This is a genomic window from Pseudomonas sp. FP818 (assembly GCF_030687335.1).
GTDB classification, from domain to species: Bacteria; Pseudomonadota; Gammaproteobacteria; order Pseudomonadales; family Pseudomonadaceae; genus Aquipseudomonas; species Aquipseudomonas shahriarae.
In genome coordinates this window covers 1,916,915-1,931,058 of record NZ_CP117427.1, presented here as the reverse complement: position 1 = coordinate 1,931,058, position 14,144 = coordinate 1,916,915, and the positions used below count along the sequence as shown (strand labels likewise).

Genomic DNA, 14,144 nt, shown 5'->3' with positions numbered 1-14,144 from the left:
CAGCAGGTTGCATTGCAATCACATCAACCACGGGCCAGGACCTTGGCCAACGCCTCAAGGAAGCGACTGTTTTCAGCCGGCAAACCGATGGTGATGCGCAAGTGGTTCGGCATGCCGTAATTGGCCACCGGACGCACGATCACGCCTTCGCGCAGCAGACCCTGGAAGACCGGGGCGGCCTCTTGGGCGAGATCCACGCAGACAAAGTTGCCCTTGGACGCAATCCAGCTCAGACCCAGTTCGCGGAAGCCTTGCTGCAGCTGCTGCATGCCGCTTTCGTTGATCCGTCGCCCCTCTTCCAGGTACTCGGCATCCTTGAGCGCCGCACAAGCCGCCGCCAATGCCAGGCTGTTGACGTTGAACGGCTGGCGCACGCGATTCAGCACATCCGCGACGACAGCTGTGGATAACCCGTAGCCGACCCGCAGCGACGCCAGGCCATAGGCCTTGGAGAAGGTGCGCGATACCAGCAGGTTCGGGTAGGCCGCAAGGAAGTCCAGGCCGTCGGGCAGGTCGCCGCCCTCGGCATACTCGATGTAAGCCTCGTCCAACACCACCAGCACATGCTCAGGCACATCCTGCAGGAACTCGTTCAGCGCGTCGGCACCGAACCAGGTACCGGTCGGATTGTTCGGGTTGGCGATAAACACCACGCGGGTCTGGGCATCAATGGCCGCCAGCATGGCCGGCAGGTCATGCCCCCAGTCCTTGGCCGCAATCACCCGCGCCTCGGCACCGACCGCCTGGGTGACAATCGGATACACCGCAAACGCGTGCTCACTGAATACCGCGTTCAGGCCAGGGGCCAGATAGGCACGCGCCACCAGTTCCAGGATGTCGTTGGAACCGTTGCCCAGGGTGACCTGGCTCAACTCGACCCGGCAGCGCTCGGCCAACAGGGACTTGAGCGTAAAGCCGTTACCGTCGGGATAACGGGTCAGCTCCGCCAATTCTTCACGGATCGCGGCCAGCACCTTGGGGCTTGGGCCCAACGGGTTTTCATTGCTCGCCAGCTTGACGATCTTCGCCGGATCCAGATTCAACTCGCGCGCCAACTCGTCCACAGGCTTGCCCGGAACGTAAGGCGAGAGTTGTTGCACGCCCGGCTGCGCCAGGGCGAGGAAGTTGCCACTCATGTCAAAGCCTCACAAAACCGCTTTCGGGTAAGAGCCCAGCACCTTGAGTGCCACGGCTTCCTGACTGATTTTCTCCAGCACACTCTTGACCAGCGGATCACGGTGGTGGCCGACGAAGTCGATAAAGAACACATAAGTCCATTTACCGCTGCGCGAAGGACGCGTCTCGATGCGTGTCAGGTCTATCCCGTTGTCGTGGAACGGCACCAGCAGTTCATGCAGCGCGCCAGGCTTGTTGCTCATTGAGACAATGATCGAGGTCTTGTCGTCGCCGGTTGGAGGCACTTCCTGGTTGCCGATCATCAAAAAGCGTGTGGAGTTATCCGGGCGATCCTCGATTTTCTCGGCCAGGCGCGTCAGGCCGTACAGGCCAGCCGCCATATCCCCGGCAATCGCCGCCGAGTTCCACTCACCCTTGACCCGCTTGGCCGCTTCGGCGTTGCTGGACACCGCCACGCGCTCGACATTCGGGTAATGGGCATCCAGCCACTTGCGGCACTGGGCCAGGGACTGGGCGTGGGAGTAAATGCGGCTGATGCTGTCGGTCTTGGTGTTTTCACCCACCAGCAAATGGTGGTGAATACGCAGCTCGACTTCGCCACAGATCACCATGTCGTGTTCAAGGAAGCTGTCGAGGGTGTGGTTGACTGCGCCCTCGGTGGAGTTTTCCACCGGCACCACACCAAAATTCACTGCGCCAGCGGCCACTTCACGGAACACTTCGTCGATGGCGGCCATCGGCTTGCTGATCACTGCGTGACCGAAGTGCTTCATGGCCGCCGCCTGGGTGAAGGTCCCCTCGGGGCCGAGGTAAGCCACTTTCAAGGGCTGTTCAAGGGCCAGGCACGAAGACATGATCTCGCGAAACAAGCGCGCCATTTCTTCATTGCCCAGCGGCCCCTGGTTACGCTCCATCACGCGCTTGAGCACCTGGGCTTCGCGCTCCGGACGGTAAAATACCGGCACTTCGCCTTCAGCCAGGGAGGCCATCTTGACCCGCGCCACTTCCTGGGCACACCGCGCCCGCTCACTGATCAGCTCCAGGACTTTGGTGTCCAGGGCGTCAATGCGCACACGCAGGGCCTTGAGTTCTTGCTCAGACATTAGCCGTGTTCCTTTTCGAACTCTGCCATGTAGGCCACCAGCGCCTTGATGGCATTGATGTCGACGGCGTTGTAGATCGAGGCGCGCATGCCGCCTACCGAACGATGGCCCTTGAGGTTCAACAGGCCACGCTCGTCGGCACCGGCCAAAAATGGCTTGTCCAGGCGGTCGTCGGCCAGGCGGAACGGCACGTTCATCCACGAGCGGGCGCTCAGGCTGATCGGGTTGCTGTACAGGCCGCTGGCGTCGATGAAGTCGTACAGAGTGCGCTTCTTCTCTTCGTTGAGCTTGCCCATGGCAGCCACACCGCCCTGCTCCTTGAGCCACTCGAACACCAGGCCCGAGAGGTACCAGGCAAAGGCCGGCGGGGTGTTGTACATCGAGCCGTTGTCGGCCGCGACCTTGTAGTTGAGCATGGTCGGGCACACCGAGCGAGCACGCCCGAGCAGGTCTTCACGGATGATGTTGACCAGGATGCCGCTTGGACCGATGTTCTTCTGTGCGCCGGCGTAGATCATGCCGTAGCGCGACACATCCATCGGGCGCGAGAGAATGTCCGAGGACATGTCGCACACCAACGGGACATCACCCACTTCAGGCACCCAGTCGAATTCCAGGCCGCCGATGGTTTCGTTCTGCACGTAGTGAACGTAGGACGCGTCCTTGGACAGCTTCCACTCGTTCTGGCCTGGAATAGCAAAATAATCGTAAGGCTTGGCCGTACCGGCCACGTTGATATTGCCGTAGCGCGAGGCTTCTTCAATGGCCTTCTGCGACCAGATACCGGTGTCGATATAGTCGGCACTCCCGTTTTCGGGCAACAGGTTCAGCGGCAATTGGGCAAATTGCTGGCTCGCGCCGCCCTGCAGGAACAGCACCTTGTAGTCCGACGGAATGTCCAGCAGGTCACGCAGATCCTGCTCGGCCTTGGTGGCAATGGACACGAACTCATCGCTGCGATGGCTCATTTCCATGACCGAGAGGCCTTTGCCATGCCAGTCGAGGAGTTCACCCTGCGCACGCCGCAGGACTGCTTCAGGAAGTGCCGCGGGACCAGCACAGAAGTTATAGGCTCTCTTGCTCACATCCAATCTCGCTCTGATCTGGTGGTCACATAATTCGTGTTCGACACATAACCCCATGTGGGAGCGGGCGTGCTCGCGAAGGCGGCGTGTCAGGCCACACATGCGCTGACTGATACACCGCCTTCGCGAGCAAGCCCGCTCCCACAAGGGAATGCGCAGTATTGCAAATTTTCAAAGGGGACAAATAACAAGGGGGCGAATCTTCATCCGCCCCCTTGGTTGCCCGCTTATTCCTGCGGTTCTTCTTCGTCTGCGGCAGCATCGAGGGTTGGCTCGTCGACGCTGTCATCGCCGGCTGCGATCACCTCGCCATCGAATTCCTCGCCTTCCAGCTCCTCGCCTTCGACTTCCGATGGCTCCTGGACACGCTCCAGACCCACCAGGGTCTCGTCGCTGGCCAGCTTGATCAAGGTCACGCCCTGGGTGTTACGGCCCAGGCTCGACACTTCATCAACACGGGTACGTACCAGGGTGCCCTGGTCGGAAATCAGCATGATTTCCTCGCCATCGAGCACCTGGACCGCGCCGACCAGGCGGCCGTTGCGATCGTTGCTGACCATGGCGATAACACCCTGGCCGCCACGCTTGTACTCGGGGAACTCGCCGATGGCGGTACGCTTGCCATAACCACGGGCCGAAGCGGTGAGGATCTGGCTGCCTTCTTCCGGGATCAGCATGGAAATCAGCTTCTGCCCTTCCGGCAGACGCATGCCGCGCACACCACGAGCGGTACGGCCCATGGCACGCACGTCGGATTCCTTGAAGCGTGTCACCTTGCCGCCGTCGGAGAACAGCATGACTTCACGCTCGCCATCGGTAATGGCTGCGGAAATCAGTACGTCGCCTTCGTCCAGCTCCAAGGCGATCAGGCCCACGCTGCGCTGGCGGCTGAAGGATTCCAGCGGGGTCTTCTTCACAGTGCCCTTGGCGGTGGCCATGAAGATGAAGTGACCTTCGGTGTATTCCTCGACCGGCAGCATGGTGGTGATGTATTCATCAGTGTCCAGCGGCAACAGGTTGACCAGCGGACGACCACGGGCGGCGCGGGACGCTTCCGGGATCTCGTAGGTCTTGAGCCAGTACACCTTGCCCTTGCTGGAGAACAGCAGCAGCGTGGTGTGGCTGTTGGCTACCAGCAGGTGAGCGATGTAGTCCTCATCCTTGACGCCCGTCGCCGACTTGCCTTTACCACCACGACGCTGGGCCTGGTATGCAGCCAACGGCTGGGTCTTGGCGTAGCCACCGTGGGAAATGGTCACCACGCGCTCTTCTTCCGGGATCATGTCACCCAGGGTCAGGTCGAGGCGCGCATCAAGGATTTCAGTGCGGCGCACGTCGCCGTATTCGGCGCGGATCACTTCCAGCTCTTCGCGGATCACTTCCATCAGGCGCACGGCGCTGTTGAGGATGCGGATCAGCTCGCCGATCTGGTTGAGGATTTCCTGGTACTCGGCCAGCAGCTTTTCGTGCTCGAGGCCGGTCAGGCGGTGCAGGCGCAGTTCCAGGATAGCCTGGGCCTGTTCCGGCGACAGGAAGTACTTGCCATCGCGCAGGCCGTATTGCGGGTCCAGGGTCTCCGGACGGCACGAATCGGCACCGGCACGTTCAACCATCGCTACTACCGCGCTGGATTCCCATGGCATCTTGATCAGTGCTTCCTTGGCTTCCGACGGCGTCGGCGAAGCCTTGATCAGGGCGATGACCGGGTCGATGTTCGACAGTGCAACCGCCTGGCCTTCCAGGATGTGCCCACGTTCACGGGCCTTGCGCAGTTCGAACACGGTACGGCGAGTAACCACTTCGCGACGGTGACGGACGAAGGCTTCCAGCAGATCCTTGAGGTTCAGGATGCGCGGGCGACCGTCGATCAGGGCCACGACGTTGATACCAAACACGCTTTGCAGCTGGGTCTGGGCGTAGAGGTTGTTGAGGATCACCTCAGGCACTTCGCCACGACGCAGCTCGATCACCACGCGCATACCGTCTTTGTCAGACTCGTCGCGCAGTTCAGTGATGCCTTCGAGTTTCTTCTCTTTAACCAGCTCGGCGATCTTCTCGATCAGACGCGCCTTGTTCAACTGGTAAGGCAGCTCGGTGATGACGATCTGCTGGCGGCCACCGACCTTGTCGATGTCTTCGATCATCGAACGGGCGCGCATATAGATGCGGCCACGACCGGTACGATAGGCTTCGATGATGCCGGCGCGACCGTTGATGATTGCGGCGGTCGGGAAGTCCGGGCCGGGGATGTACTGCATCAGCTCATCGACGGTCAGCTCAGGGTTGTCGATAAGCGCCAGGCAACCGTCGATGACTTCACCGAGGTTGTGTGGCGGGATGTTGGTGGCCATGCCCACGGCGATACCGCTGGAGCCGTTGACCAACAGGTTGGGAATACGGGTCGGCATGACCGCCGGGATCATTTCGGTGCCGTCGTAGTTCGGCACCCAGTCCACGGTTTCTTTATGCAGGTCGGCCAGCAGCTCGTGCGCCAGCTTGGTCATGCGTACTTCGGTGTATCGCATGGCTGCGGCGTTGTCGCCGTCCACCGAACCGAAGTTGCCCTGGCCGTCTACCAGCAGGTAGCGCAGGGAGAATGGCTGGGCCATCCGTACGATGGTGTCGTACACCGCAGTGTCGCCGTGAGGGTGATACTTACCGATCACGTCACCGACAACACGGGCAGATTTCTTGTACGGCTTGTTCCAGTCGTTACCCAGCTCGCTCATCGCGAACAGCACACGCCGGTGCACGGGCTTCAAGCCATCGCGCGCATCAGGCAGTGCCCGCCCGACAATTACGCTCATTGCGTAGTCGAGGTAGGACTGTTTCAGCTCGTCTTCGATATTGACCGGGAGGATTTCTTTGGCCAGTTCGCCCATGAGAAGCCTGATTCCTTTTTCGGGTGAAACCTCGTCGCGTCCATATGAGACGAACGAAGCTCGCCGCTGCCGGCAAAGTGCCTGACAACGACTTACGACAAATCAACGAGTTATGACACGGATCTGCACGTTATAGGTAGCCCCTCGGGGCGACCCTGGAAACCGCCGAATGTTATCACAATCGCCGCCACGCACCTATCCCCCTGATGCGCATGGAGTGTAGTTAGTTGACCAGTGACAGGCTGAATGGAGCCGAGAGGCGCTCAGAGACCCAACGGCCTCGCAATTGAGCCCGCAATTGGCTGTATTTCGCCGCGCAAACGCCAATAGGCCTATAAATTGTCAGGCCCTTCAGGCCGACGCGCAGGAGAATGGGTGACATCCAACTCAATTTCCACATCCGGCGCAGCCGCCCCTGAAAACCATCCGCGCCTGCCCGGCGCCCTGAGAACCGTGGGCTGCCCGGCCCTGGCGTCGCTGATGCGCACGCCAATCCCCCCGGTAAGCTCGGCAATTCCCGGCACGCCGTCGGTGGTATTCATGTGGGCTGCTCCAACCCACGCGATCCATCTGCCGCCGTCTTCTGGGTGATAAGCCTGAATCTGACGAACAGCGAAGTAATTCATGTCTTCAATCCGGCTCGACATATCAATCGAAGGCCTGCCGGTGTAGCGATCCCTGCGCAGCGTCAAATAGTCATCATCCAGCCCACGCACCCTCAGGCCACAGGCCTGGGCCCTCCTTGACACCACGCTGCGCGCACTCACCGAACCGGGCGAAACCAATAGCATGGGCGACCCGGTGGCATGGCTACCCTCGATGTACAGCGTGCGAAAGCCGCGATCATAAAGCGCCTGCATCTTATCGGTCAGAAACGTGACACTGGCTTTTTCCGCATGGTTTTCCCCCAGCACCAAACCTTGCACCGATTCCGGCCACCCGCGAATCAGATCATCCACCGTGGCCGACGCCCCCAGAGAAAGCGCCTCGGGCCGAGGAGGTATCTGCACCGTCTCGAAGAATCGCCGACGATCCCGAACAAACCAGGCGTCATAGTAATCGACCGTTGAAGCAGGTAAACCGTGGAAACCGTGGCTGTTGAATCTGTATTGATCTGTTGTCAGATACTCCTCCACAGGCAATTCCATCGAGAGTTTCGAGCCGGATTTCCCCGCGCCCCTGACCCCGATCGAGTGCCAGTGCCCAGACCTGCCGGAGCGCAGAAAACCCACCTCGGTGCGCCGCTGGGCATCAATGACCTATACGGTCAAACCGCCTTCGCCGTAGAGCTTGAAATCGCTTTTTATGCGCAATACCACTGCATTGCCCTGCCTATCCACCGGGCGAATCAAATACTCACCCGCCTGGGTGCGGTAAATACCCTTGGCATTAGGTTCCAAACCTCGGAGCAACACGACCGCTTCGTCGCGAGGCACGGCACTGGCCTTCCACGCCTCGGGGATGAGCGAGGCTGGCGTTGGCGGGCGCGACGCCTGTAGAAGGGACCGCGCAGGCACTGCCGGCGGGCTGAAAAACGGACTGCGGATCGCCAGGGGCCTGACACCGAGCACCTCGCCCCCCTCAATTACAGCATCCATACTCAGACGCCATCCACCAGGCCCATCACGCAGAACCAGCCCCGGAATAGCCTGACCGCGCGCCCGAAAATTACCCACCGCAGAGTGCGCCAACCGGCTCCAGAGCCGCGGGATCGAAGAGCCCCAATGAAGCCCCCAGGGCAGCATATCCAGCAGCATCCCTGCCACCTCTACCCCAAACATCAACTTATTGAAGGTCGATTGACGACTGACTTGCGCATTCGTATTGGCACCGCGCTGCGCAAGCTCTACCAAGCGAAAAACCTGCAAGTAGTACAGGGCTTGCAGCAGGGACGATCGACAAGGCACCAACTGCACATTCAAGGGCGGCAGACGCTCCAGTGGCTTCACGCCACTGAGGAAAAAAGTCGCCAGGCCCTCAGCGAAAAGCTGATATTTCAAACCCGACGAGACCAGGCTTTCAATCACTTGCTGGGACTTTACGCACAGTCGCTCCAGGAGATAGGCCCGCCACTGCGGCCTGCCGATCAATGCTATCAGCTCGCTATCTCCGGCCAACTCCCGCAAGTCCAGGCCGTCGGGCGCATTGGGTGCATAAAGCACCCGCTCGGCATCTTCTGCGGTCGAGATCACGACCAACCCCTGCACCCACTGGCTCCCCCCGCGCTCAGGCTCGGCGTCAGGCCCCCCTAACATCAGGATATTTGCCACGACCGCCCGCCCCTCCACCCGAGGCCGAGCAGCGGGTGCCCATGCCGCCAGCACCGCCTCCACCCATTGCTGCGCACGTTTTTTCGCAGGGTCAGCCGTTAATACCGTTTTATAGATGGCTGGATTGAGCCGTGCCGACTGGGCTGCATACTCCAACGTGGCAGCCTGGCCCGCCATCCATGCCTGTGCCAGCCGCTCGGCCGCCGCCGAGGTGGCAGGCGGCGCGAATGTTTTCTTTAGAACATCCTCGCAATAATGATGACCGGCATCGATTTCTTTTACCCAGCGCTCAATCGTCTCGCGCGACAGCTTAAGCGCCTCGCCACGCACGTCGAACACGCGTCGCCCGTCGGCATACGTCAGGGACGCCTCGATACTGACCCTCGACGTCCAGGCGATGCTCCCTTCCCATGGTTTGAGGTTCTTGAGGGTCAGCTCAGTCAAGCCCATACGTTCGACGTACACGCTTTCAACAGGCGGCGTCACGCCCGGCTGGGACACATAGGTAACCCGAACAGCCTCGGTGCGCACGACGATGATCTTGTCCGGATCGATCTGCTCCACTGCAGAACCGGGCAAACCACGCGCCTCCAAAAAATCTCGCAGCCTGCCTCTGAGCTTCTGCCTGGCATATCCGTGCAACGACTCAAGGCCCTCAAGCAACGCTGCCAGAGCCTGGTTTTTTTCCTGCGCGACCAGCGCCGCCTCCTGCAAGCGCTCCCGATCCGTTGCCGCCAACGCCTTTTGCCAACCCGGCGCCGCCTGTTCTTCCAACAACTGGTTACGCACTACAAAAGCTGGCGCCGTATCCAACTGGGGCGCCAGGTCAATGACTCTGTCCACCGTTCCAGGGCGCAGGCGATTATCAGCCTCAAGCACCAGGCGCAGATCTCGCTGCTGTTTGCTCAGCAAGGCTTCAACCCCGTGGGCGACAAAATCGCCTTCTATTACCTCCGGGACGAGTGCAAGCCGCCCCGTCCAACGGCCGGTTTGCTGGCCACGCACATCGGCTGGCAGGCCACCGGCCAACTGGAGACCTTCAGGTGCACCCTCGTCAAGGCGCCGCCCCACCTCGGCATTAAGGCTGCCCAGGCTCGAAAATGCCTCAAATCCCTGGGCAACCGTCCACAACACCAGCGGCCCGCTGGGCGGGCTGACACTGTCCGGGCTAAGCATAAACGCCGTGGCAAATCGCTCCCCGCCGGTCAAGGTCAGACTGTAGATTCGGGGGCGTTGCGCAAGGGGAAACGCCAGCTCGCGGGCGACAGCAGTGGGGTATTTCAATACCTTGTCGATCAGTTGCCGATGGGACGAGGTCAAAGTGCCATCCATCGTGCGCAAGGCCGATTCGGTCGCCAGTATTTGCTTGCGCACCCGCGTCAGCAAATCGACGGGCGCGCCCTGGTCGCGCTGAGCCGTACTCCAAAATTCGCCCAGCAGCCCGGCAAATTGTTGTTTCAGTGTCGTCACCAGGCTGCTCGGCGTGCCGACCTGCTGCAGCCTGTAACCTTCATCCAGGGTATTGGGTTCTACGTAAAACGCGCCGTCCGCATAGTCTTCAGTACCACCGCCCTCCCATAGCGTATCGAGCAGCGATTCCAGCGTCTGGGACGCATATGGCTGCCCATCGGGTCGAGAACGGGTGAAAAAGATCTGCAGGGGGCTGATCTTCCCGCTGAAACTGGGGAACAGTGTTTTCAACTGCTGTTGGAAAAACCCATCAAACCCGGGCGCGCCCGCAAGCAATTGCCCCGTCAAACGGTTTAGCTTGTTTATCTGCCGTATCAGGTTCTGTTGCTGGTCGCCCACGGCAATGCCAGCAGAGGGCACCACCGGCAACGTATCAGGGCGAAGCGGGCGCCGGAGCAGGTCCCCCGGCAAGCCTGTGGGCAGCGCCAGCACCTGCGCAACCCGGGTATCAATCCCCGACCGGAGGGGCAAAAAAGCGGCGCGCGCATTGACCCGTTGCTGGGCCAGTTGCTCGTCCAGGACCTGCCCCAACAGAGAACCCCGGGCATCCGGGAGCATCCCCACCAGCCCCCAATACGCGCGCCGCTCCCGGCGCAAGGCAAGCACTTGCTCGCGCTCAGGCTGCGCAACGTTTACGAGGATTTCATCGCGCTCCCCCGCGATTGCCTGCCGCAAGCTGAGAGCGGCCAATATCGCAGAGTCGCTGGCAAACTCCTCCAGGCCGCGCTGCGGGGTATAAAGCAGCACCGGCCGACTTTTGGTCAGCCCTCCCCGCCACGCCAACACAAACGCAGCCGACAGATTGATATCCTGGCCCGCGCCTCTGAGCACCAGGCGAAACATTGCCACCTTGGGCGGGTCGCTCGCGGGTTGGGACTGCGGCAAGCAGGCTGCGCGCCAGGGCCCAGCCATCGGCCGTGAGCCCAACCGTCGGATCCGCCAGGTTATCGGCCCTGCGTAACGCCGCTTCTGCCGCCAAGTTCACCCTGGCGATAACGCAGCCAGGTGTCACGCGAGGTCAACTCATTGCCTTGGCGAACAGGGTTGTACCAGAACCGGTCCAGGTGCTGGCGGAAATGCTCGAACAGCCCCTGAAGATGCTGATTGAGCACCTCGACGAACGTTTCAGGATCAATATCGAGCAGGCTCTGGTGGCCCGTTGCAGGGTTAATCGCAGAAAAACCGTTTATGGAGGAGTCGAGCGGGGCCGCGCCTGACACCAGGGCCTCCTGCATCGCCTGGGTCATTGAACGCGGCGTGACACCGGATGGCAGCTCCTCCAGCAGCCACACCGTATCAGGGTCGATTTCCAGCTCGGGAAATTGGCGATCAAGCGCCTGTTGGAACGCTTCGCCACTGATGCGCGCCAGCGACGGCTGGTGCCGCACCAGGCGTTCGCAAAATGCACTCTCGGCTTGCAGCTGTTGCAGATGCCAGGCCCGGCTGGGCACTGGAAGGACGCCCATCAACTCACGGTCGTCAATGAGCGGGTCAGGCATGGAAGCAGATGTAACGGTAGACATGAATAGGTGCCCCGAAGGTGATCATGGGCCACGGCCACATCGTCATGCTCGCGGGCGCTGACGCCCACACTCAGAAATGCCGTGACATTGATCACCATCCTGCGAGAACCCCTCGCCCAGACGGCCTTACACTTGTACTACTGACCGCCTCAATGCAGACGCTTGCGGCACATCAACTTTGCCAATTTGGCCGTATCCGGGCGCTCGACGATGCCTTTTTCAGTCACGATCACGTCAATCAAGTCGGCCGGGGTCACGTCAAATACCGGGTTAAAAGCCGCTACATCGGCGGCAAAGCGCTGCCCGGCGACTTCCAGCAACTCGCCGGCATCCCGCTCTTCGAGGGCGACGTCATCGCCAGTAGCCATCATCAAGTCCAGGGTAGAGCTGGATGCCACCACCATGAAGCGCACGCCGTGGTGCATGGCACACACCGCCAACTGGTAGGTGCCGATCTTGCTGATCACATCGCCATTGGCCGCGATGCAGTCGGCGCCGACAATCACCCAGGTCACGCCCTTGGTCTTGAGGATATGTGCGCCGGCCGAGTCGGCATTCACCGTGACCGGGATACCCTCGCCCGCCAATTCCCAGGCGGTCAGCCGCGAGCCTTGCAGCCAGGGGCGAGTTTCGTTGGCATAAACCTGCTCGACCATGCCTTCCAGAAACGCCGCACGGATTACCCCGAGCGCAGTACCCACACCGCCGGTGGCCAATGCCCCCGCGTTGCCATGGGTCAGGATGGCCTGAGCATTGCCCTGGTGCTTGCGGATCAACTCGACGCCCAGTTGCGCCATGGTCAGGTTGGCTTCGCGGTCACTTTCATGGATCGCGATGGCTTCGGCCTCCAGCACCGCCAATGGGTCGGCGTGGTTCTTGAGGCGGTCGAGGCGGTCGCGCATGCGCTTGAGGGCCCAGAACAGGTTCGACGCGGTGGGCCTGGAGTCGGCCAGCAGCGCGTAGTCTTCTTCCCACGACGCCTGCCAGTCACCGCCCTCGGCGATGCGCTCGCGGGCGGCGAGCACCAGGCCGTAGGCGGCACTGATGCCGATCGCCGGCGCGCCGCGCACCACCATCGCGCGAATGGCTGCAGCCACCTCGTCGACCGTCGCGCATGTCACCCAGCTTTCCCGGGATGGCAGCGCACGCTGATCGAGCAGGTGCAGTGCGCCATCACGCCACTCTATGGCCTTCACTTTCTCTGCTGCCAACAGTCGATCGCGCATCCATCACCCCGTACTCATCAACAAAAGCCGCCGATTATAGCGATCCGCCCGCCAGGGCGCTCGGGTATACTTCGCCCTCTTTATATGACCGCCCCGGACGATGCTCGCTATGACACCACCCGCCGCCCCGCTCGACTTATTGCTGCTGCCAAGCTGGCTAGTACCGGTCGAACCTGCGGGCGTGGTGCTCAAGGCACATGGCCTGGGCATTCGCGATGGGCGCATCGCGTTTATCGGCCCGCGCGACCAGGCGCTGAAGCTGGCGGCCCATGAAGTGCGCGAGTTGCCGGGGGTGCTACTGAGCCCGGGCCTGGTGAATGCCCACGGCCACGCGGCCATGAGCCTGTTTCGCGGCCTGGCCGACGACCTGCCACTGATGACCTGGCTGCAACAGCATATCTGGCCGGCCGAAGCCAAGTGGGTCGACGAGGCCTTCGTGCGCGACGGCACCGACCTGGCAATTGCCGAGCAAATCAAAGGCGGCATCAGTTGCTTCTCGGACATGTACTTCTTCCCCAAGGTCGCCAGCGAGCGCGTGCATAACAGCGGCATGCGTGCGCAGATTGCGATTCCGATCCTCGACTTCCCGATCCCCGGCGCGGCCACTGCCGACGAGGCAATCCGCCAGGGCGTGGAGCTGTTTGGCGACCTCAAGCATCACCCGCGGATCAAAATCGCCTTTGGCCCCCATGCGCCCTACACCGTCAGCGATGCAAACCTGGAAAAAGTCCGGGTCATCGCCGAGGAGCTGGACGCCGCGATTCATATGCACGTCCACGAAACCGCCGGTGAAGTGCAGCAGTCCGTCGAACAGTACGGCGAGCGGCCCCTGGCCCGCCTTGCACGCCTGGGCTTGCTCGGCCCGCGCTTGCAGGCCGTTCATATGACCCAAATCAGCGAAGAAGACCTGGCGTTGCTGGTAGAAAGCAACAGCAGTGTGATCCATTGCCCGGAATCCAACCTGAAACTGGCCAGTGGCTTCTGCCCGGTGGAACGCCTGTGGCAGGCCGGCGTCAATGTGGCAGTAGGCACCGACGGCGCGGCAAGCAACAATGACCTCGACCTGCTGGGCGAAACCCGCACCGCCGCGCTACTGGCCAAGGCCGTCGCCGGCTCGGCCAGCGCCCTGGATGCCCATCGCGCGCTGCGCATGGCCACCCTCAACGGCGCACGGGCCATGGGCCTGGAAACGGAAATCGGCTCGCTGGAAGTGGGCAAGGCTGCAGATATCGTGGCCTTCGACCTCTCGGGCCTGGCCCAGCAACCGATCTACGATCCGGTGTCACAGCTTATATATGCCACTGGGCGCGATTGTGTGAAACACCTTTGGGTCGGCGGCAAGCAACTGCTCGACGACCGGCAACTGACGCGCATGGATGAACAACAGCTGAGCGCCACGGCCATTGCCTGGGGCCGGCGCATCAGCGGACACCACGAATAACGCCGGC

9 protein-coding genes are annotated in these 14,144 nt (G+C 61.5%); 1 reads left to right on the top strand and 8 read right to left on the bottom strand.

Annotated features, from left to right (window positions below; translation table 11 throughout):
- Positions 1-23: 23 nt before the first annotated feature.
- From hisC to mtnA, 8 genes are all read right to left on the bottom strand, one after another.
- On the bottom strand, positions 24-1,136 hold the full coding sequence (gene hisC, locus PSH80_RS08915; protein WP_198792382.1) for a histidinol-phosphate transaminase: 1,113 nt from the start codon (positions 1,134-1,136) through the stop codon (positions 24-26).
- A 9-nt stretch (positions 1,137-1,145) separates the two neighbouring features.
- The gene (gene pheA, locus PSH80_RS08910; protein WP_025113086.1) at positions 1,146-2,240 is read right to left on the bottom strand and encodes a prephenate dehydratase; all 1,095 of its coding nucleotides are present in this window, start codon (positions 2,238-2,240) and stop codon (positions 1,146-1,148) included.
- A complete protein-coding gene (gene serC / locus PSH80_RS08905; RefSeq protein WP_198799785.1) occupies positions 2,240-3,325 on the bottom strand; it encodes a 3-phosphoserine/phosphohydroxythreonine transaminase in 1,086 nt (361 codons plus the stop codon). The genes pheA and serC overlap by 1 nt, the downstream gene beginning before the upstream one ends.
- 227 nt (positions 3,326-3,552) lie before the next feature.
- Positions 3,553-6,207 (bottom strand): DNA gyrase subunit A, encoded by a 2,655-nt coding sequence (gene gyrA / locus PSH80_RS08900; RefSeq protein ID WP_057439222.1) that lies wholly within the window; start codon positions 6,205-6,207, stop codon positions 3,553-3,555.
- A 332-nt stretch (positions 6,208-6,539) separates the two neighbouring features.
- On the bottom strand, positions 6,540-7,355 hold the full coding sequence (locus tag PSH80_RS08895) for a membrane-targeted effector domain-containing toxin (RefSeq protein ID WP_305419920.1): 816 nt from the start codon (positions 7,353-7,355) through the stop codon (positions 6,540-6,542).
- A gap of 111 nt (positions 7,356-7,466) precedes the next feature.
- On the bottom strand, positions 7,467-10,694 hold the full coding sequence (locus PSH80_RS08890; RefSeq protein WP_305419918.1) for a dermonecrotic toxin domain-containing protein: 3,228 nt from the start codon (positions 10,692-10,694) through the stop codon (positions 7,467-7,469).
- A 197-nt stretch (positions 10,695-10,891) separates the two neighbouring features.
- A complete protein-coding gene (locus PSH80_RS08885; protein WP_305419916.1) occupies positions 10,892-11,470 on the bottom strand; it encodes a hypothetical protein in 579 nt (192 codons plus the stop codon).
- Between the two features lie 149 nt (positions 11,471-11,619).
- On the bottom strand, positions 11,620-12,696 hold the full coding sequence (gene mtnA / locus PSH80_RS08880; RefSeq protein ID WP_057439224.1) for an S-methyl-5-thioribose-1-phosphate isomerase: 1,077 nt from the start codon (positions 12,694-12,696) through the stop codon (positions 11,620-11,622).
- A gap of 109 nt (positions 12,697-12,805) precedes the next feature.
- Here mtnA and PSH80_RS08875 point away from each other — a divergent pair, with 109 nt between their 5' ends.
- On the top strand, positions 12,806-14,137 hold the full coding sequence (locus PSH80_RS08875) for a TRZ/ATZ family hydrolase (RefSeq protein WP_057958895.1): 1,332 nt from the start codon (positions 12,806-12,808) through the stop codon (positions 14,135-14,137).
- Positions 14,138-14,144: the final 7 nt, after the last annotated feature.